Source organism: Lactococcus sp. LG1267 (assembly GCF_017309545.1).
In the GTDB taxonomy this organism is placed as follows: Bacteria; Bacillota; Bacilli; order Lactobacillales; family Streptococcaceae; genus Lactococcus; species Lactococcus petauri.
In genome coordinates this window covers 1,819,262-1,840,475 of record NZ_CP071295.1, presented here as the reverse complement: position 1 = coordinate 1,840,475, position 21,214 = coordinate 1,819,262, and the positions used below count along the sequence as shown (strand labels likewise).

Annotated in this window: 17 protein-coding genes and 3 pseudogenes; 15 read left to right on the top strand and 5 right to left on the bottom strand. The window is 36.8% G+C overall.

Features of this window, described 5'->3' with window-relative positions:
* The first annotated feature begins 13 nt into the window (after positions 1-13).
* The 4 genes from J0J33_RS09015 to J0J33_RS09000 all read left to right on the top strand — a co-directional run bounded on the left by J0J33_RS09015 (position 14) and on the right by J0J33_RS09000 (position 5,577).
* Positions 14-1,642, top strand: a complete 1,629-nt coding sequence (locus J0J33_RS09015; RefSeq protein ID WP_206887548.1) for an alpha-glucosidase — start codon at positions 14-16, stop codon at positions 1,640-1,642.
* A 154-nt stretch (positions 1,643-1,796) separates the two neighbouring features.
* Positions 1,797-2,702: a phosphogluconate dehydrogenase (NAD(+)-dependent, decarboxylating) gene (gene gnd, locus J0J33_RS09010; RefSeq protein WP_004256279.1), complete on the top strand. Its 906-nt coding sequence runs from the start codon at positions 1,797-1,799 to the stop codon at positions 2,700-2,702.
* A gap of 9 nt (positions 2,703-2,711) precedes the next feature.
* Entirely contained in the window at positions 2,712-4,208 is a 1,497-nt protein-coding gene (gene gntK, locus J0J33_RS09005; protein WP_206887545.1) for a gluconokinase, read from the top strand.
* Positions 4,209-4,224: 16 nt separating this feature from the next.
* Positions 4,225-5,577: a gluconate:H+ symporter gene (locus J0J33_RS09000; RefSeq protein ID WP_206921710.1), complete on the top strand. Its 1,353-nt coding sequence runs from the start codon at positions 4,225-4,227 to the stop codon at positions 5,575-5,577.
* A gap of 37 nt (positions 5,578-5,614) precedes the next feature.
* Here J0J33_RS09000 and nhaC read toward each other — a convergent pair whose 3' ends face one another.
* Positions 5,615-7,030: a Na+/H+ antiporter NhaC gene (nhaC, locus tag J0J33_RS08995; protein WP_206887540.1), complete on the bottom strand. Its 1,416-nt coding sequence runs from the start codon at positions 7,028-7,030 to the stop codon at positions 5,615-5,617.
* A gap of 630 nt (positions 7,031-7,660) precedes the next feature.
* Here nhaC and pyrR point away from each other — a divergent pair.
* The 6 genes from pyrR (at position 7,661) to J0J33_RS08965 (ending at position 12,854) form a co-directional block, all read left to right on the top strand.
* A complete protein-coding gene (gene pyrR, locus J0J33_RS08990) occupies positions 7,661-8,185 on the top strand; it encodes a bifunctional pyr operon transcriptional regulator/uracil phosphoribosyltransferase PyrR (protein WP_206887520.1) in 525 nt (174 codons plus the stop codon).
* A 2-nt stretch (positions 8,186-8,187) separates the two neighbouring features.
* A complete protein-coding gene (locus J0J33_RS08985; protein WP_017369180.1) occupies positions 8,188-9,474 on the top strand; it encodes a uracil-xanthine permease family protein in 1,287 nt (428 codons plus the stop codon).
* 99 nt (positions 9,475-9,573) lie between these two features.
* Positions 9,574-10,497: an aspartate carbamoyltransferase catalytic subunit gene (locus J0J33_RS08980; protein ID WP_206887519.1), complete on the top strand. Its 924-nt coding sequence runs from the start codon at positions 9,574-9,576 to the stop codon at positions 10,495-10,497.
* Positions 10,498-10,520: 23 nt separating this feature from the next.
* Positions 10,521-11,585 carry a carbamoyl phosphate synthase small subunit gene (locus J0J33_RS08975; RefSeq protein WP_117517287.1) on the top strand — a complete coding sequence of 355 codons (1,065 nt, stop codon included), beginning with the start codon at positions 10,521-10,523 and terminating at the stop codon, positions 11,583-11,585.
* A gap of 111 nt (positions 11,586-11,696) precedes the next feature.
* Positions 11,697-12,245, top strand: coding sequence for a biotin transporter BioY (locus J0J33_RS08970; RefSeq protein WP_206887518.1), 549 nt, complete (start codon positions 11,697-11,699; stop codon positions 12,243-12,245).
* A gap of 213 nt (positions 12,246-12,458) precedes the next feature.
* Positions 12,459-12,854 (top strand): ArsC/Spx/MgsR family protein, encoded by a 396-nt coding sequence (locus J0J33_RS08965; RefSeq protein ID WP_019293126.1) that lies wholly within the window; start codon positions 12,459-12,461, stop codon positions 12,852-12,854.
* A 163-nt stretch (positions 12,855-13,017) separates the two neighbouring features.
* On the opposite strand, the gene J0J33_RS08960 is transcribed toward J0J33_RS08965, so the two are convergent.
* The 3 genes from J0J33_RS08960 to J0J33_RS08950 all read right to left on the bottom strand — a co-directional run bounded on the left by J0J33_RS08960 (position 13,018) and on the right by J0J33_RS08950 (position 15,264).
* Positions 13,018-13,596, bottom strand: coding sequence for a hypothetical protein (locus tag J0J33_RS08960; RefSeq protein WP_206887516.1), 579 nt, complete (start codon positions 13,594-13,596; stop codon positions 13,018-13,020).
* Positions 13,597-14,625, bottom strand: coding sequence for a tRNA preQ1(34) S-adenosylmethionine ribosyltransferase-isomerase QueA (gene queA, locus J0J33_RS08955; RefSeq protein ID WP_206887515.1), 1,029 nt, complete (start codon positions 14,623-14,625; stop codon positions 13,597-13,599). It lies immediately after the preceding gene.
* Positions 14,626-14,910: 285 nt separating this feature from the next.
* Positions 14,911-15,264 (bottom strand): helix-turn-helix transcriptional regulator, encoded by a 354-nt coding sequence (locus J0J33_RS08950; protein ID WP_019293131.1) that lies wholly within the window; start codon positions 15,262-15,264, stop codon positions 14,911-14,913.
* A gap of 131 nt (positions 15,265-15,395) precedes the next feature.
* Between J0J33_RS08950 and J0J33_RS08945 the strand changes: the two genes are divergently transcribed.
* The 3 genes and pseudogenes from J0J33_RS08945 to J0J33_RS08935 all read left to right on the top strand — a co-directional run bounded on the left by J0J33_RS08945 (position 15,396) and on the right by J0J33_RS08935 (position 17,919).
* The gene (locus J0J33_RS08945; RefSeq protein ID WP_019293132.1) at positions 15,396-15,602 is read left to right on the top strand and encodes a helix-turn-helix transcriptional regulator; all 207 of its coding nucleotides are present in this window, start codon (positions 15,396-15,398) and stop codon (positions 15,600-15,602) included.
* A 93-nt stretch (positions 15,603-15,695) separates the two neighbouring features.
* A pseudogene (locus tag J0J33_RS08940) lies at positions 15,696-17,110 on the top strand (ATP-binding cassette domain-containing protein).
* Positions 17,110-17,919, top strand: coding sequence for an ABC transporter permease (locus J0J33_RS08935; protein ID WP_206921709.1), 810 nt, complete (start codon positions 17,110-17,112; stop codon positions 17,917-17,919). The pseudogene J0J33_RS08940 and the gene J0J33_RS08935 overlap by 1 nt, the downstream one beginning before the upstream one ends.
* Before the next feature lie 98 nt (positions 17,920-18,017).
* Here the strand turns inward: J0J33_RS08935 and J0J33_RS08930 are convergent.
* A pseudogene (locus J0J33_RS08930) lies at positions 18,018-19,159 on the bottom strand (IS3 family transposase).
* Positions 19,160-19,293: 134 nt separating this feature from the next.
* Between J0J33_RS08930 and J0J33_RS08925 the strand changes: the two are divergent.
* Both J0J33_RS08925 and J0J33_RS08920 read left to right on the top strand, forming a co-directional pair.
* Positions 19,294-20,022: a hypothetical protein gene (locus J0J33_RS08925; protein WP_206921708.1), complete on the top strand. Its 729-nt coding sequence runs from the start codon at positions 19,294-19,296 to the stop codon at positions 20,020-20,022.
* A gap of 36 nt (positions 20,023-20,058) precedes the next feature.
* Positions 20,059-21,145, top strand: a pseudogene (locus J0J33_RS08920) (IS3 family transposase).
* Positions 21,146-21,214: the final 69 nt, after the last annotated feature.

The window sequence follows — 21,214 nt, the reverse complement described above, 5'->3', positions numbered from 1 at the left end:
GGGGAAATAAATAATGAATCAACAAAATTGGTGGCAAGAAATTGTGATGTATCAGATTTATCCGAGAAGTTTTCAAGACAGTAATGGAGATGGTATAGGCGATATTAAAGGTATTATTTCGCGTTTAGATTATCTTGCTGAGCTAGGTATTGGTGGTATTTGGCTTAGTCCTGTTTATCAGTCTCCCAATGATGATAATGGTTATGATATTTCAGATTATGAGTCTATTATGGACGAATTTGGCACAATGAGAGACATGGAAATACTTATTTCTGAAGCAGATAAACGTGGTATCAAAATTATTATGGATCTAGTTGTTAATCATACCAGCGATGAGCATCCATGGTTTATTGAAGCAAGAAAATCTAAAGAAAATAACTACCACGACTATTATATCTGGAGAGATGCACCATCTGATGGCAGTTTGCCTAATGATTTGAAGTCAATCTTCGGAGGCCCTGCTTGGCGATGGGATGAAGTTGTAGAGCAATACTATTTGCATTTGTTCAGCAAGAAGCAACCGGATCTCAATTGGGAAAATGAAAAACTCCGCCAAGCCATTTATGAGATGATGAATTTTTGGATAGATAAAGGTATCGGAGGTTTCCGTATGGATGTCATCGATTTGATTGGGAAGCAACCAAATCAAGGTATTACAGGAAATGGACCAAAATTACACGATTATTTGAAGGAAATGAATCAGGCGACTTTTGGGGATAAAAATCTGCTGACTGTAGGAGAAACTTGGGGCGCAACACCTGAAATTGCGAAACAATATTCTAACCCAGCCAATAAAGAGCTCTCGATGGTATTCCAATTTGAACATATCGGTTTAGATGAAGCTGAAGGAAAAACCAAGTGGGATTTGATGCCACTAGAGATTCCAAAATTAAAGGAGGTCTTTAGTAAATGGCAAACAGAATTAGGAAATGAAGGCTGGAATTCACTCTTTTGGAATAACCATGATCTGCCAAGGATTGTCTCACGTTGGGGTAATGATAAAGAATACCGTGTAGAATCGGCTAAAATGCTAGCTATTCTCCTACATATGATGAAAGGAACTCCGTACATTTATCAAGGAGAAGAAATTGGCATGACCAATAAACCTGTAAATGATATTGAACAAATTGATGATATTGAAAGTCGAAATATGTATTTTGAGAGATTGGAGGAAGGTTACAGTAAGGAGGATATTCTTCATTCAATCAACGCAAAGGGACGTGACAATGCACGTACACCGATGCAATGGAGCAATGAAAAATCAGCTGGATTTAGTGCAGGCCATCCTTGGTTAGCCATTAACCCTAACTATGAAAAAATTAATGTAGAGGCAGCCTTAGAGGATGAAAATTCCATCTTTTACACTTATCAAAAGTTGATTGCTTTACGTAAAGAAAACCCAATCATCGTCTGGGGCAAGTTCGAGCTACTTAAAGATACAGCGGAAGAAGTTTTTGCTTATATTCGATCTTACAAAGGTGAAAACTGGTTAATTGTGGCTAATTTCAGTACTAAGAAAAATCAATTTTCTTCCTCATATGAAGTAAAAGAGGAAGTAATTCATAACTATCCTGAGGCTATCGATAATGTGGAAGAAATTGTCCTCAAACCTTATGAAGCCTTTGTTGCTAAACTTAAATAAATTACAAACCACCTTACTCAGAGTAAGGTTTTTTTGTGCATCTTTTAACAGAAAAACATTTACATTTAAATTGTTGACAAATGAAAAAGAATTACTTATAATAAAAGAAAGCGTTATCAAAATATTGACAGATAATTTAAGGAGAGTAGATATAATGAAATTTGGAATAATCGGTCTTGGAAAAATGGGCTACAACTTAGTACAAAATGCTGTGGATCATGGTATCGAAGTGGTGGCTTTTGATCAAAATGAAGCGATTGCGCATGAAGCAGAAAAATATTCTGAAAAAATAACCGCAGCTCATAGCTTGGAAAATCTTTTAAGTAAACTTCCAAGTCCTAAAATAGTATGGGTAATGTTGCCAGCCGGAGAAGCGACAAATTCAACAATTGAACAGCTTTCTGAACAACTCTCTGCGGGTGACATTCTTATTGATGGCGGAAATTCTAATTATAAAGACAACTTGAAGCAAAATGAAGAACTTAAAAAGAAAGGAATTCACTTTTTCGATGTTGGAACTTCGGGAGGGATGGCTGGTGCACGCTCTGGCGGGAACTTTATGATTGGTGGAGATGACGAAGCATCTTGGAAAGTTCTTGAACCACTATTTAAAGCCTTGGCGCAAGAGAACGGTTATCTCTATACTGGAAAATTAGGGAGCGGTCATTATCTCAAAATGATTCACAATGGGATTGAATATGGCATGATGCAGGCTATTGCTGAAGGTTTTGAAATTTTAGAAGCCTCACCTTATGATTATGATTACGAGGCGGTAGCAAAACTATGGAATCATGGATCGGTTATTCGTAGCTGGTTGATGGAGTTGGCTGAAGCACAGTTTGCTCAAGACCCAAAATTAGAAGATATTGCAGGAAAAGTTGCAGCTTCGGGTGAAGGAAAATGGACAGTGGAAGAAAGTCTAGATTTAGAAGTCCCTGCCCCAATCATTGCTCTCTCACTCATGATGCGAAATCGTAGTTTGCAAGAAGATACAATGACAGGAAAAGTTGTTGCTGCCTTGCGCAATGGTTTTGGTGGACATGCAGTAGTAGAAAAGTAAGGAGAAAAAATGGAATATTTGATTGGTCTTGACCTAGGGACGACTGCAACTAAGGCAGTTCTCTTTAAGAAAGACGGAGAAATCGTGGCTAGTAGCAGTCATGGCTATAAACTTCATCGAGATTCGACAGGAATGGCAGAAGAATCCCTGGAAGACATTTTCGAAGCTGTTTTGATTACTATTCGTGAGGTTTCAATTCATCTAGAAGAGGAAGATGAGCTCTTAGCTGTATCTTTCAGTACACAACTGCACTCGCTTATTGCTTTTGACCAAGAGTGGCAACCTTTGACAAGAGTGATTACGTGGGCAGATACACGAGCAGTTGCTTTTACAGATGAACTGAAGTCTTCAGGACAAGGTTTTGAAATTTATCAACGAACAGGAACACCGATTCATCCGATGGCGCCACTCTCAAAACTTTTATGGCTAGCAAGTGAACGCCCAGAAGTTTTTGAAAATGCAGCGCACTATCTTGATTTGAAAGGCTATATTTTCTATCGTCTCTTTAAAACGAACAAGATGGACTTGTCGGTCGCAACTGGAACAGGAATTTTTAATATTCATGAGTTGAACTGGGACAAGGAAGTTCTAAAACTAGTGAAAGTTTCCCAACAGCACCTTCCACAAGTCGTTGAACCTTATGAGATTGAAGAGGGAATGCCTTCAGAATTTGCCAAGAAGATGGGCATTCCTGAGACAACTAAGTTTGTCTGGGGCGCAGGAGATGGTCCACTTTCTAATCTTGGTGTTAATGCCATTAAACCAGGAGTAGCTGCAATTACTATTGGGACTTCAGGCGCGATTCGGGTGGTAACAGACAAGCCACGTGTCGATGCTAAAGCACGGACATTTACCTATGCTTTGGACAAAGAACATTGGGTAGTTGGAGGTCCAGTTAACTCTGGTGGCGATGTTTTCCGTTGGGTAAGGGATCAAATTTTCGATGAGGAATTAAACTTTGACGAAATTACTGAGATTGCCGCGCAGATAGAAGCGGGAGCAGAAGGACTGCTTTTCCATCCTTATTTGGGTGGTGAACGTGCCCCTCTTTGGGATGCTAATGCCAGAGGCTCCTTCTTTGGCTTAAACCATGGACATAATCGAGATCATATGGCCCGCGCAGTTTTAGAGGGTGTAATGTTCAATCTTTACATGGTGGCTCTAAGTTTGATTGAGGTGACAGGAGATTTAAAGCAAATCCAAGCAACAGGCGGATTTGTCAGTTCAGAGTTATGGACACAAATTTTAGCTGATATTTTTGAACAACCAATTAATGTGCCAGAAAGCAAGGAAGCAGGCTGTTTAGCAGCTGTGGTAATGGCAGAAAAATCCTTAGGATTGATTGATGATTTGGATGTTGTTGAGCAAATGATTGGATCTAATGCAACCTACAAGCCTAACAGCAAGAATTTTAAAGCTTATAGAGAATTATCAATTATTTTTGTACAATTGGCCCGTAGTTTTGAAGAAAGTTATAAGGCTATAGCTGACTATCAGCGTAAATAAAAGTTAGGAGATTTTTATGGATTTACTTATCGTTTTGGTCGGAGTATTGATCTTGCTTTTCTTGATTGGGAAAGCTAAGTTGAATACTTTTGTCTCTCTGGTTATCGTTTCCTTTATTGTTGCGATGCTTCTTGGGATTGATTTAGCAAAGATTCCAACTTCTATCGAAACAGGGATTGGCGGGCAGCTCGGTCATTTAGGAATTATCTTTGGGTTTGGAGCCATGCTTGGCCGCTTGGTCTCAGATGCCGGCGGTGCCTATCGTATTGCGCACACGCTGATTGACAAATTTGGGAATAAAAGGATTCAGCTTGCTGTTGTTTTAGCTTCCTTTATCATTGGAATCGCACTTTTCTTTGAAGTCGGCATGGTTCTTTTAATTCCAATTATCTTTGCGATTGCTGCAGAACTCGCTATTCCAATTCTCTATTTGGGTATTCCGATGGTTGCAGCTCTGTCTGTGGCCCATGGATTCCTCCCCCCTCACCCTGGACCTACAGCCATTGCAGGTGTTTACGGGGCAAATATGGGCTTAGTCCTTCTTTACGGTTTTATTATTGCCGTACCTACAGTTCTCATCGCAGGACCTCTCTTTACAAAATTTGCGAAAAAGATGGTGCCAGATGCCTTTTCAAGAAAAGGCAATCTGTCAACAGTTGGAGAATATAAAGAGTTCAGACTTGAAGAAACACCCTCTTTCTTGTCAGCAACGCTTACTTCACTTATGCCAGTTCTTTTAATGGCCATTTCTACTTTATACGTGATGGTGGCACATGGAGGCAAAACACCAAAAAATCCAAGTGCGCTAGATAATATAGTTGCTTTTATTGGTAGCCCAGATGTAGCAATGCTACTTTCACTACTTATCGCTATCTTTACCATGGGTATTTTCCGTAAGATTCCAATGAAGCGTTTAATGGCATCAGCAGAAGCTTCTATTAAACAGATTGCCATGATGCTCCTAATTATTGGAGGTGGTGGTGCCTTTAAACAAGTCCTTATTGATGGTGGTGTGGGTGACTCAGTTGCTCAAATCTTCCAAGGTAGTCGTCTGTCACCCTTGATTTTAGCTTGGTTAATTGCTGTTGTCCTACGTTTAGCTTTGGGTTCTGCCACAGTTGCAGCCTTAACTGCAGCTGGACTCGTTTTACCTTTAATGGCAGCCACAGGTACAAATCCGGCTTTGTTAGTTATCGCTACAGGAGCAGGCTCACTTTTCTTTAGTCATGTCAATGACGCAGGCTTCTGGATGTTTAAAGAATATTTGAATCTTACAGTCAAAGAAACGCTGTTAACATGGTCGCTTTTAGAAACTTTAATTGCCATTGTTGGGTTAGTTGGTGCACTTATCTTAAATGTGTTTGTATAAGAAAAAAAGCCATTAGAAGTTCTCTAATGGCTTTTTATTACAAACTTTGCGTTGTAGAAACAACATCTTTAGTTTTCATACTGGAAATCTTTTTAACACCAAGGCCGGTAAAAGCGCTGATAAGAGAAAAGACAGGAGAGAATAAACTAAAGAAGACGAAGGGCAAGTAAGTCATTGTTGGGACTCCAAAAGTACTAGCAACAAAGCTCCCCGCAATCCCCCAAGGGATGAGGTAGTTGATTACCGTTCCACCATCTTCCAGTGTTCGTCCTAAGACAACAGGGTCAAGATTGGCCTTTTTGTAGACCTCTTTAAAAGCATTTCCAGGAAGAATTACCGAAAGGAATTGCTCACCAATAAAGATATTTACACCGATACTAGTAAACAAGGTCGTTGTGATCAAACTCTTTGGTGAGGCAAGCTTATGTGCAACCCGGTCCATGACTGTCGAAACAAGTCCTGTTTTCATGAGGAGACCGCCAAGAGATAAGGTAAGAATGATGAGTGATACTGTTGGCATCATGCTTTCAATTCCACCACGTGAAAGTAGGAGGTCAATTTCTTGATTTCCTGTTGCTGATTTAAAACCAGAATCAATCAATAAACCGAGGTCAGTAACTTTTGTATGAGGATTCTGAATAAATATCATTACTAAAGCGATGCCAATATTCAAAAGAATAGTAAGGATAGCGGGGATTTTTTTCCAAGCACAAATAAACATGAGGAGGATAGGAATGAAGGCCCAGCCCGAAATTGAAAAATTAGCATGTAGAACTTTTGTGACTTCAGCAATCTTATCTAAACTAGTTGCTTGATTGCTGACACCTAAAATAGCAAATAAGACTAAAGAAACCACAAATGCTGGAAGTGTCGACCACATAAGATTTTTGATGTGCTTAAATAAATCCGCATCAACAACGGCAGCAGTAAGGTTTGTTGATTCTGAAAGTGGAGACATTTTATCTCCGAAAACAGCACCAGAGACAATCGCCCCTACGATGAGAGCAGGATTGAGTCCGAGCGTTGCACCGATACCAAAGAAAGCAATACCGATAGTTGACATCACGGTAAAGGCACTTCCGACGGCACTCCCTACAATCGCACAGACAATGAAGACTGAAGGTACGAACCATTTGACACTGATAATATTAAAACCAAGAACCATCAGAGTTGGTATGATTCCAGCTTGAATCCATACAGCGATTAAGGAGCCCACCAAAATAAAGATAAATATTGGAATGATGCCGGGTTTTATTCCGGAGATTATGCCATCATGAATTGCATCAAAGGGCATACGTTTCGCAGACATGTAAATCATGACAATACCGATAGCAAACAAAATGGCAATATTTGGTGCAATCTTAAAGCCAATTACGGAAATGGCAATTGTTGCGATGACTAAAGTAAGCATGAGACAGGCTTCCATCATGCTGGGTTGTTTTATTTTTTTCATATATTTTTCCTTGTAGATTAACTTGTGTTTTGTAATTGTTTATGAACTTTTGTTAAACAATATCGGATAATTCCTCCACAGGATAAATAACTTATGCTCTGTGAGCTCATATCTTTCCTCCTTTTGAAATAAAAAAATCACCCTCAGCTTAAGAAGCTAAGGGCGAATTTCTCCACGGTACCACCTTATTTTTAAAACAGCGAGTGTTTTTCTTTATAATTTCAATTATTATTTTTTCTCAGCTCATTTTAGTGTAATTCAACAAATAGTTCTGATCGGTTCGCAGCAACCACCGACTTTCTGAACAAGAAAACTATTTCCTACTGGGTTAAAATGTTTTTTAGCTTATGTACAAGAATATATTAAAGTCTTTAATTTGTCAAAAATATTTACTCTAAGTATGGAAATATTCTGTATATTGATAATAATTTTATTTTTTAAAGGGGGTACTGTCGTAAATTCTTGCAAAAAAATCAAGGATTTGCTATAATCACTATAACCTTTAAGTGTGTCCAGAGAGGCAGGCAAGGTCAGAATCTTGAATGAACTTAATTAAAGTATATTATAGAGTATTTTCTGATACCTTCCCTAGCCCTTGGACTAGGGAATTTTTCTATATTGGAGTGTTTTATGGCAAAAAAAGAAATCATTGATGAAATCACAATGAAACGTGCGATTACACGTATTACTTATGAAATTATTGAACGAAACAAAGAATTGGATAAACTTGTTCTTATCGGAATTAAGACACGCGGTGTGTACTTGGCTCAACGAATCCAAGAGCGCTTGGCCCAGTTGGAAAATATCAATATGCCTTTAGGCGAACTTGATACACGTCCATTCCGTGATGATAAGAAAGCGACAGAAGATACAACAGAAATTAACGTTGATATTACAGGGAAAGACATTGTCTTAGTAGACGACGTGCTCTATACTGGTCGTACGATTCGTGCAGCGATTGATGGGCTAGTTGACCGTGGACGCCCTGCGCGTGTACAGTTAGCAGTCTTAGTTGATCGTGGCCATCGTGAATTGCCGATTCGTGCGGACTATGTTGGAAAAAATATTCCCACGTCCCAAGGTGAAGAAATTATCGTCAACATGTCAGAAGTTGATGGTGAAGATAGCATCTTAATTAAGAAAGAAGAGGCTTAATTGTGTCCAGTAATACAGATATTCTTTTAAAAGTTGACGAAAAACCAAAAGGCGGTCAATGGTTTGGCCTTTCTTTCCAACATCTTTTTGCCATGTTTGGCTCAACGGTTTTAGTTCCAATACTCGTAGGTATCGACCCTGCAATTGCCCTGCTTAGTTCTGGTTTAGGAACTTTAGCACATATGTCGGTGACACGGTTTAAAGTCCCAGCTTACATGGGTTCAAGTTTTGCTTACATTGGGGCAATGCAACTTCTGATGAAGCAAGGTGGAATGCCAGCAATTGCTCAAGGGGCTTTAACGGGTGGTTTAGTTTACTTACTTGTTGCCATTATTGTTCGTTTTGCTGGGCAAGGCTGGATTGACCGAGTTTTACCACCTATCGTTGTGGGTCCAATCGTTATGGTCATCGGTCTTTCCTTGGCGCCTGTAGCTATCAATGACTCCATGTATACTAATCCAGGAGCGATGACAGGATATAGTTTACCTTTCTTAGCTATTTCTATGATTACTGTCATGGCAATCGTTATTTTCAGTATCTATGGTAAAGGCTTCCTATCTGTAGTTCCGATTTTGCTCGGTATTGTCACCGGATATATCGCAGCCATCATCATTGGGAAAGTAACTGGTCAAAGCATTGTGGACTTTTCAAATGTTTCCCAGGCAAGTTGGCTCTCGCTTCCTACAATGGAAATACCATTCCTAAGTTATAAATGGGCCTTTTATCCGTCTGCAATCTTGACAATGGCACCTATCGCCTTTGTCACAATGACAGAGCACTTTGGACATATTATGGTTTTGAATTCCTTGACAGGCAAGGATTATTTTAAAGAACCAGGACTTGACCGTACTTTAGCAGGTGATGGGGTAGCACAAGTTATTGCTTCATTTATTGGTGCGCCACCAGTAACTTCATATGGTGAAAACATCGGTGTTATGGCTATTACGAAGATACATTCGATTTATGTTATCGCCGGTGCCGCTGTTCTTGCGGTAGTAGTCAGCTTTATTGGGAAATTGACAGCCTTGCTAACTTCTATCCCAAGTCCAGTTATCGGTGGAGCTTCCATCGCCCTCTTCGGGGTTATCGCTGCAAGTGGTTTGAAAATTATTGTTGAAAATAAAATCAACTTTGACATCAAACGTAACTTGTTAATTTCAAGTGTCGTACTGGTTATTGGTATCGGAGGTATGGTTCTTGATATCACGCAAAATCTACAAATTTCATCTGTAGCTATTGCAACAATTATTGGTATTGTGCTTAATCTGGTTTTACCGGAGGAAGCTTAATATAGGGGTTTGTTCTTAATAGACAAATCACAGTCGTTCATCAACATTTAAAAAAATCATGCTACAGAGAGAGCATGATTAGGGTAAAGGAGACCTATAATGTCAGTAACAAATGGTTTAGTTAGCTTGCCACATTTAACAAGCATGGAAGTTTTGTCAACAGAAGAAGTTATGGCTTTGATCAAACGTGCTTCAGAGTTTAAGAAGGGAACAGCAAAATTTGAAAATAATCGTCAAATTTTCACTTCTAATCTGTTCTTTGAAAACAGCACACGAACACATAACTCTTTCCATATCGCTGAACGTAAATTAGGCTTAGATGTGCTTGAATTTGATGTTGGAACAAGTGCGTTGAGCAAAGGTGAGACACTGTACGATACAATTTTAACTTTAGACGCACTTGGCGTTGAAGTTTGTGTGATTCGCTCTTCTGAGGAACATTACTACGATCAGTTGATCAATTCAGATAATATCCATTGTGCCATTGTAAATGGTGGTGATGGAAGTGGACAACATCCAAGCCAATGTTTGCTGGATTTGATGACGATTTACGAAGAATTTGGGAAATTTGAAGGTTTAAAAATTGCCATCTCTGGTGATTTAACTCATTCTCGTGTTGCCAAATCAAATATGATGATGCTTCAGAAATTAGGGGCTCAAATCTATTTCACTGGACCTGAAAAATGGTACAAGGAAGAAGAATTCGGTGCTTATGGTAGTTATGCGCATCTAGATGATATCCTCCCAGAACTTGATGTGCATATGTTACTCCGTGTTCAATACGAACGCCATACAGCTGGAGATATTATTTCCAAAGAAGATTATCATGAACGCTATGGTTTAACCGTAGATCGTGCCGAAAAACTGCGTGATACAGCTATTATTATGCACCCTGCGCCAGTAAATCGTGATGTTGAAATTGCGGATAGCTTAGTAGAATGTGCGAAAAGCCGTATCGTCCAACAAATGACCAACGGTGTTTACACTCGTATGGCTATTTTAGAAGCAGTATTACGCGACTAAGCGAAGAATTATTGGAGGAATCTATGAAGCGACTGTTAATATTAGAAGATGGAACCATTTTTGAAGGGCAAGCAATTGGTGCCAATACAGATATCACTGGAGAACTTGTTTTTAGTACTGGAATGACCGGTTATCAAGAATCCATCACTGACCAATCTTATAATGGACAAATCTTGACCTTTACTTATCCATTGGTTGGAAATTATGGAGTTAATCGAGACGACTACGAATCAATTCATCCAAGCTGTAAAGCAGTCGTGGTGAGTGAAGCAGCACGCCGTCCATCAAACTGGCGTATGCAGATGTCACTGGATGAATTCTTAGAAGCTAAAAATATCCCAGGTATTTCAGGTATTGATACACGAGCTCTTACGAAAATTATACGTCAACATGGCACTATGAAGGCAGCTTTGGTTAATGCTAAAGATGAAATAGAGCACCAAATGAGTCAACTTAAAGCAACGGTTTTACCTAATAATCAAGTGGAAAAAAGCAGCACTTTAACAGCATACTCTTCCCCAAATACGGGAAGAAAAGTAGTCGTTGTTGACTTTGGTCTTAAACATTCAATTTTACGTGAATTATCAAAAAGACATTGCGACATTACTGTCGTACCCCATAGTACGACTGCAGAAGAAATTTTAGAGATGAATCCAGATGGCGTCATGCTCACTAATGGACCTGGGGATCCAACAGATGTACCACAAGCTGTCACAATGATTCAACAGATTCAAGGTAAAGTTCCGATTTTTGGAATTTGTTTGGGGCACCAACTCTTCAGTCTAGCAAATGGCGCAACAACTTACAAGATGAAATTTGGGCATCGTGGCTTTAACCATGCTGTCAGAGAAATTGCAACAGGTCGAATTGACTTTACTAGCCAAAACCATGGTTATGCTGTGTCCGCAGATGATCTACCAGAAGATCTTTTGGTTACACATGTAGAAATAAACGATGCATCCATTGAAGGAGTACGCCACAAACGCTATCCAGCCTTTTCGGTACAATTTCACCCAGATGCGGCGCCCGGCCCACATGATGCAAGTTATTTATTTGATGACTTTATGGATATGATGGATAAATATTAAAATTAAAAAACAGCTGAAAAGGCTGTTTTTTTAATAAATCATAAAGTTTAAGATTGTATTCTTTTATAAAAGTTGATATAATTTTATCTATAAAACAAAAAGGACATTTTTATGAAAATTTCTAAAACATATTCTATTACTCTGATCGCTTTAGGAGCCGCGATTATTGCAGTACTTTCTCCTTTGGCTATACCTGTGGGGATTGTACCCATAACACTTCAAACTTTAGCTATTGGGCTTATTGCAACGCTGCTACAGCCTCGTGAGAGCTTTTCTGCATTACTGATTTACCTCGTTTTAGGAGCAGTTGGTTTGCCCGTTTATGCAGGAGGAGCATCAGGGCTTGGCGCTTTATTTGGTCCAACAGGCGGATTTTTATTCTCCTTTGTACTCGTAGCACCTCTACTTTCGTACTTTCTACAGAAGACTGAACGCAAATTTTTCTCTATTTTATTGACAAATCTTCTAGCTCAGTTTTTGATTCTTGTACTTGGTACCGTATGGCTGAAATTCTTTATTGGTGCACCTTGGGGAACAGCCTTTGGTATTGGTTTTGCTCCTTTTATTTTAGGAGCAATTATTAAGGCGATGATTGTAGCAGCAGTTAGTGTTGCACTTCTCGATGTTCTTTTTAAAACCAATCCTTATTTTTCCAAATAATAATTTATAAAAAGCTTTCCAAATTATTGGAAAGTTTTTTTTAGATAAAGAAAGGTGCTTTGTATTTGCCAAGCTTTATCTTATTTTCTCATGGAATTAATATATAATTTTTATTATGAGAAATAAAATAACTCAAAAATATCGGAAGAGTTTCATTGTACAGAAGAATAAGTCACTTCCTATTTTCTTATTTAAAGAATACAGGAGGAAAGTATGATTAAATTTTACTATAGACAAGGCTGCGGTTCTAGCCAAAAAGCAAAGTCGTGGTTTGAAAAGTATAAAATAAATGTAGATATGAAAAGAATTGGTGAAATTTCTAAGCAAGACTTGCAAAAAATTTTGTCTTATATGGATGGAGGAATTGAGACGATTACTAAACGGTCGAGCATGAGTAATCCACAGACACAGAATAGTTTAGAAATGCTTTTAGAAATGAATCTGGACGAAGGTCTAGAATACTTATCTCGGAATGCGTACCTACTTCGTTCACCGATAGTTTTAGATGAGAATAAAGTCCAAGTTGGTTATAACATGGATGATTTACGTCAATTCTTCCCAAGAGAGTACCGACGGTTAGAACTAGCTACAGACCAGGGATTTATCTAGAAGTAAATAGAGAATTGGAACGAACAAATGAAAAAGTTTTGGAAAAAAGTAGAAGAAGGTATGGAATATTTTGTTTATATCTTGTTTATTATTATGTTCTCAATCTTATTGGGATTTATTTGGCATATTATCCCTTGGATATGGGTAAAATAAAAAAAGAGACTCAGCTATAAGTCTCTTTTTTTATTACTTCTTGGAAGACTGTTTTATTGACAGTATTTGAGTTTTCTGCAATCCGGTAAAGGGCGTTACGCTGCAACAACTGTATCTTAGGTAGGAGAGATTGCCCATCTTTTAGATAAGTGCTAACCAGCTTATTAGGGTCAAAGTCAATATCATCAGGAGGAAAGGAAATTAAACTTGAACCAAGATAGTCCTTCGTTGAAAGTATTCCTTCTTCAATATGATAGGTTCTTGCTTGTGGCTGTCCATCACTAAAGAAGGCAATTACAGCATTGTAAGCTACTTTTTTAGTTAAACCGTAGCGTTTGTCCTTATAGCGGAGCAATGCGCTGAGAAGAAATTCCTGAGCTTCTAAGGGCATGAGTTGCGGTTGATAATGGAGTTGTACCAGAATTTCTTCACTTATCTTATGAAAACCTGTAATCCCGACTAAAAAGCCATTGGGACTCACATAAAATTTTTTAAAATGCGTACGAATAGCTTGATCATTTTCGGTAATTTGCCCATCTGAAAGCACAGAAATAAAATCCTTAGTGAGTGCTAAATTAAGAAAACTCATTTATTTTACGAACATCGCATCGCCAAAGCTGAAGAAGCGATAGTGCTCATCAATTGCATGTTGGTAAGCTTCAAGGATAAAATCTTGCCCCGCAAAAGCAGCAACCAGCATAACAAGTGTTGATTTTGGCAAGTGGAAGTTAGTATTGAAAGCATCAACGACTTTCCATTGATAGCCAGGTTTGATAAAGATATCTGTCCATCCAGAATCTGCTTGAATATCTCCATCAAATTTTGTTCCAATCGTTTCTAATGTACGGATAGAGGTTGTACCACAAGCAATTACCCGATGACCAGAGGCTTTAACAGCACGAAGTGTTGCCGCAGCTTCTTCAGACAATTGATAGAACTCACTATGCATATGATGTTCTTCAATATTATCAACGCTCACTGGTCGGAAAGTACCCAAACCTACATGCAAAGTAACTTCCACAATATGAACACCTTTAGCACGAATCTTGTCTAATAGCTCAGGTGTGTAGTGTAAGCCGGCAGTTGGTGCTGCAGCTGATCCGTTTTCTTTTGCAAAGACGGTTTGATAACGTTCTTGATCTTCTAGTTTTTCATGAATATAAGGCGGAAGTGGCATTTCGCCTAAGCTTTCTAAAACTTCCAGGAAGATACCATCGTAACTAAATTCAACGATACGTCCGCCGTGTTCCAATTCTTCAACCACGGTTGCTTTTAAACGTCCATCACCAAAAGAAAGTTCTTGACCAATACGCATCCGTTTTGCTGGCTTAGCTAAAGTTTCCCACCGATCACCTTCAGTGTTCTTAAGAAGGAGAAGTTCAACATGTCCTTGAGTTTCTGGCTTAACGCCATAGAGACGTGCAGGAAGGACACGTGTATTATTGAGAACAAGAGCATCGCCAGGATTAAGCTCATCCACAATATCATAGAAGTGTTTATCTTCCATTGAATGGTTTTCTTTATCCAAGACTAAAAGGCGTGACTCAGAACGCTTTTCAAGAGGTGTTTGGGCGATAAGTTCTTCTGGTAAGTTAAAATCAAAATCATTAATATTCAAAATATATTTTCTACTACTTTCTACAATTTTTAATTTGTCTATATTGAGGGAAAATGAAAATATAAAGCTTTTCAAAGAAAAAAACTCTACTCTTAAGTACTAACCCTTAATATAAAAATTTCTACTTTCTTTCTATCGAGAAGTAGAGAACAGATAACTACAATATTATATCACAAATGGAAAGCTTAGATTAATCCTGTTTCTTTTTAGAAGAATCTATCAATTAGTACAATTATTACGCATAAAAAAACTACCTTGTTGAGATAGTTTTTGTGCTTTCCCAGCTTAATGCTTATTTTTACATTGAAAATAAGCATCAAGTGTTCGTTTTAAAAATTCACGATCTTTCTCTTCAATTACTTCTTTTTTATAGAAAAGAGCCTCATCAATTAGTCTGTCAAGATTGAGAGAGAGTTTGTTTTTATAGGTAGTATCAATATCAGACTTTTCAACTCCCAAAATATCTGCCATTTTTTGAATTACACCTTGTGAAGGTGTGATTCGCATATTAAGGTAATCTGACAAAGTAGAAGGAACAATCCCGATTTTAGAAGCAAAATCTTTCTGCTTTATACCACTCATCTGAAGATACTTTTTAATATTAGCTGCAATAATAGCACGATGTTCTTGAGTATCCATATATTTATTATAGCGTTAAACTCAAACGCAATCAAGAAAAATAGTTCGGTTTTGTCTTGATTATTCATTTATAACGTACTATAATTAAAATAATTGTGTTAATTTATGATCAAATTAAGAAAGAGGTTTTTATGCAACAGAATTCCTTAAGAGGTTGGAGAGAAAAAGAAGGATTGTCAAAGGAGTTGTTGGCAGATAAATTGAACTTGACAGTCAATGAACTAGACGGTTTAGAAGAAGATTCTTCTCAAATATCAAAAAAAACATTGGAAAGAATTCTGGCTTTATTTAACATTACTTATGATGAAATAATATTAGGTAAGGCAGAAAATCACTGAATTTATTTAACACCAAAATACGTTTAGAACGTATTTTGGTGTTAAATAATGTCTTGAAATTGTAAAGAAACGACTAAGGAGAACGGTGCACAAGTGATGGTTAGTAAAATAAATGCCAAAAATTTGTCTAAAAAGTTTGAAATGTTGCCGGTAAAAAACTCACGTAACAAGGCAAAATCTTTAATAGGAGCAAATGAAAAAGTCAGAAAGATTTTTGGGCTTTACGTAATGTAAGCTTTGAAATACATGAAGGAGAATGTGTCGGAGTCATTGGGCTGAATGGTGCAGGAAAATCAACACTTTCTAATATCATTAGCGGTCAAATTGCGCAAACTACAGGACAAGTTGAAATTAATGGTGACGTTTCGATTATTGCAGCTAATGCAGGCATGCAAAACAATCTTTCTGGACGTGAAAATATCCGTCTGAAGGGCTTGATGGTCGGTATGAAAAATAAGGAAATAAAAGCCAAAATGCAGGATATTATTGATTTTTCTGAAATTGGACCTTTTATTGACCAACCCGTTAAAATGTATTCCTCAGGTATGAAGGCAAAACTGGGTTTTTCTATCATGGTACATCAAGATCCTGACATTATGATTATTGATGAAGGACTTTCTGTTGGTGATAAAACCTTTGTGGACAAATCGAAAAAGAAAATGTTTGAATTTCGGGACCAAGGGAAAACAATCTTGATGGTTTCACATGATATGCGCACGGTTAAAGAGTGGAGTGATCGCGTTATTTGGTTGAATTACGGAGAAGTCAAGGCATATGGAACACCAGAGGAAGTTATACCAGAGTATGAAAAGTTTGTCCGTTGGTTTAAATCCTTATCAAAAAAAGAACAAGAAGCTTATAAACAAGAACAACGTCAAGCCCAATTTGATTACTCTGTTGAGGAGTTAAAAAAAGAAATTATTAGTCAAAGTTCTTCGAAAAGTCGTCGTGTTAATCGTGAAGTGACCCAAAGTTTGCAAAAGAAGAAAGACAATCACAAACTATCTTTCTTCTCAAAAATAGTAGTGGCACTTTGTATGCTGGTTTTTCTCTGGATTACTCTCGTCTCTTTGAGTAACACGACATTGAAAAAATCAGTCCAACACCCCGTAAAATTTTTCTCACAAAACATTTTTAAACCGAAGGATGTATCTAGTAAAAATAAACAAAGGAATAAAACAACAGTGAGTTCTATAGATGTTTCTTCAAGCTCAGAAAATGAAGATGCTACTTCTCAATCTACTCCGGAATTAAGCACAAGTGAAACTGTTGCAAGTACAAGCGAGGCAGACACAGCGACAAGTTCATCAGAGGAAACAACATATATGATTCAAGCGGGGGAATCGCTAGGAAGTATCGCTGAAAGTAAAGGCTTAACTGTGGATGCAATTCAAGCGCTTAATCCAGGAATTGATTTTAATATTATCCAACCAGGTCAAACTATAAATTTACCAACAACAGCAGCCGATGCAACCACAGAGCAACCAGATGAAGGGGTAATTCAATAATGAAAGATGCAATTCTTTACCTTAGAGAGCAGACTAAATATTTTCCTATAGCTATCAATTTATCAAAATACAGTACCAAAAGCACGTCGATGCAAAATAAGTTTGGACGCATATGGGAAATCTTGGATCCTCTAGTACAACTTGCTATCAACTATATTATTTTTGGTGTATTGATGAACCGCTCAGCTCCAGATGGTCTTCCCCCACTGCCTTGGATGTTTATTGGTATGGGCGTGTACTCTTTTATGCAGCATGTTATTGTAACTGGAGCAAAGAGTGTTTCTACACAATTTAAAACGACTGCGAAAATGAAATTCCCTGTAAGTATTATGCCTACAGCATCAATGTTTGGCTTTTTAACAGAATTATACATCATGGTGGGAATGGGATTAATTATTGCAATGTTTTCAGGCTACTATCCATCCATGTATTGGTTGCAATTATTATATTACTTCCCCATGTTGATTATTTTTTCCTTAGCAATGTCACTTTTATGTTCTTCAATCGAAGTTGTATTTCCTGATTTTAAATTCTTTTTGAATTATATCTTTAGATTTTTAATGTATGGATCAGGTGTCATTTTTTCATTGGATCATTTTAAAATTATTCCTCAATTTTTGATTCAATCGCAATTGATTAATCCTTTTTATTATCTAATAGAAGGGTTTAGAGATATAGCATTTGGAAGAGCATGGTTTTGGGAAAAAGGAATGTACAATGTGAGCTTTATATTGTTGCTCGTAATTTTACTTATAATAGGAGCCAATATGCATATGAAGATTCGAGATAGAATTTCAGATTATTTGTAAGATGGAATTTAATAAGAAAGAAAAGATTGTAAGAATGCAAAAAGATATTTATTTGAAAAGTATTGGACTAATGTCAAATTTGTAGACAGAAAAAAGTGTTAATTGATTGAATTAAAGTAATTTTCTTCTTTCTGATTAGGAGTGAGTCCAAGATTAGCCGAATGTGGGTTGTAATTGTTATAAAAATTCTCAATATATTCAAAGCAATCTAATTGAACCTGTTTCATATTTTGATAATTTTTCGGTTGATTTGTCTATGCTTCAAATACTTGAAAAATGCTTCAGTAACGGCATTATCATAAGGATATCCAGGCTTAGAAAAAGAATGCATGATATTATTGTCATCAATTATTTTTCTAAATTCAATGGCCTTAAATTGTGAACCTTGGTCAGAATGGAAGAGAAGTGTTCCTTCAATCTTTCTTTTATTAAGTGCTAATTCTAGAGTGTCACATGCTAACTTTGCATCGATACGATGACTGAGTTTCCAAGCAATACATTTTCTAGAGTAGAGATCAAGTATAGCGCAGAGATAGACATGTTTCTTATATCCGATAGAAATATAGGTGAAGTCTGTTGTCCATACTTGATTTGGTTGGTCAGGATTAAATTCTTGCTTGAGTAAGTTCTGAGGGTACGTTTTTGAACTTCTTTAAGTGAGCGTTTTGGCTTAACGGTTGCCATTTTAGGGAGCGCCATATTCTTCATGAGACGGTAAATTCTTCCTTCAGAGATTTTTGTATCATAGTCTCTTTGAAGAATGACCTTGATAGACTTCACACCAAGTCTTTTGTTTGCTTTGGTATAAATTTGAAGTATTTGTTTTCTATAAATTTGATTATCCAGTTCTCTTTTTGAGGGCTTATGTTTTAAAAATTTATAGTAAGTAGAACGATTGACATGTAAAACACGACACAAGGTTGTTGTGGCGTGTTCAAAGCGTAACCGATAGACAGCGAGGAGTCTTACTTTAAGTTTTGCATGAATATGGCACTTGCTTTTTTAAGATGAGGTTCTCCTCTTCAAGCTGTGCATTACGTTTTTGTAGGTCTTGTATTTGTTTGGCAGTAAGTACAGAATTATCTTCGAGTTTAACTTGAGAATACTGTTTGATCCATTTAGAAAGTGCTGTTTGAGATACACCATAGTCTTTACAGAGTTCAGACTGAGTTTTTCCAGTTTGATAAAGATTGACAAGGGATTGTTTGAATTCTTCATCGTAGCGTTTAGATTTTGACATAGGATGTCCTTTCGTTTTCATGTCTTTTAAAACAGATTATAACACATAAAGTTCTGTCTACTTTTATAGTATACATCCATATTTACTTTAGGAAAACATATTTTGAAATAGTAGTAGCTAATGACATACAACCTATGGATTTAATTATATATGATAATAAGAAAGTAATAAGGAGAATAAAAGGGTATAAAAAGTTTGAAGAAATAAGATATCGTGTCTTTTTTTCTGCATTTATGAGCGAAATTATCAAAAACACTAAAATCTTTGATTTCAGTTTAGAAAGTAAAAAGGGTATTTTTAAACTAAAATATAAGAATCAGCATCAAGAAATAAATCACTTTAGTAACAAAAAAGAATTGTATCAGTATTGGAACGTTTTTGGTATAGACTATCTTAGATTAAAAATCAAGCCGGCAAAAATTATTCGAAATATTAGTGAAGTAGACGTTGAAGGAAAAATAGTAAAATTAACATGTGATGCAGGTATAACTTATAATGAGCAAACAGATTTTTCCATCTTGCTTATAGAAAGATGTACTGGTAAAAGAATATATCTTCCAACAAAGCATACGAAAGCGAAGAGTCCGTTTACTGTTTTATATTCTAATAAAACAACAAAATACAGAAATACCGAAAGAAAAATAGAGCTAGATTTTTCAAAATATGCTTTAAAAAATGGATTATATGACTTCTTTGTAGAAGCAAAAAAAAATAAAGGATATGTTTATAGAAAATTAGGTTTTGTGGACTATATTTATAAAAAAGATAGAGTAATTGCAACTATAAATGATAAATCAAAAACTTATTACTTAACCTTAACTCCTCGAGGTAATCTCAAGATTGATGTTATCCTTAAATCTTAGAGTCACTATTGTATAATTTAGACAAAGGACAAAAACATGAAAAAACGCTACTCAAAAGAATTTAAAGAAACCCTTATCGCCTTCTATCATTCTGGTCAATCCGTCACCCAGCTGTCTAAAGAATACGACGTGGGATAGACCTCTACTCTAAATCTAATGAAAGCTCCGTCTCTAAAGCTGATTTTCTAGAATTAAAAAGACAACTGGCTAAAGTTAAGGAAGAACGAGACATCTTAAAAAAAGTATTGACCATATTCGCCGAGAAAAAGAAGTGAGTGCTGCGGATATGGCTCAAACCATACAAACTTTAGCACTCAATGTCAGACTAAGCTGTCAACTCCTTGATGTTCCTGAATCAAGTTATTATGAACGGATTAACCGATATCCATCTAAAACTCAATTAAGGAGACAATACCTGTCACTCAAAATTTCTCAACTCTTCAATGCTAACCGAGGAATCTATGGTGCTCCTAAAATTCATCATCTTCTACTTAAACAAGGGAAAAAGTCGGGTTAAAACTGGTACAGAAGCTAATGAAGCAACTTCAACTCAAGTCTGTAGTCATTAAGAAATTTAAGCCTGGATACTCACTAAGTGATCACATCAATCGAAAAATCTCATACAGACTGAACCTACAAAGAAAAATAAGGTTTGGTCAACCGACATTACTTATATTCCTACTCAACAAGGATGGGCTTATCTCTCAACCATTATGGATCGTTATACTAAAAAGTCATTGCTTGGGATTTGGGCAAGCGAATGACTGTAGAATTAGTGCAAAGAACTTTAAATAAGGCCATTAAATCACAAGACTATCCAGAAGCTGTTATTCTTCATTCTGACCAAGGAAGCCAGTATACGAGTCTAGAGTATGAAGAGTGGCTTAAGTATTATGAGATGACTCACTCTTTCAGTCGAAGGGGATACCCTTATCATAATGCCAGTCTTGAATCTTGGCATGGACATTTAAAAAGAGAGTGGGTGTATCAATTTAAATATAAGAACTTTGAAGAAGCCTATCAGAGTATTTTCTGGTACATCGAAGCCTTTTATAATTCAAAACGAATTCATCAAAGTTTAGGGTATCTTACACCTAATCAATTTGAAAAGGTAAGTGCTTAAAATAAATAGATTAAAATTCTACGTTTGTGACTCTAAAAAATTGACTTAACGTCAAGATTGAAGTAAATA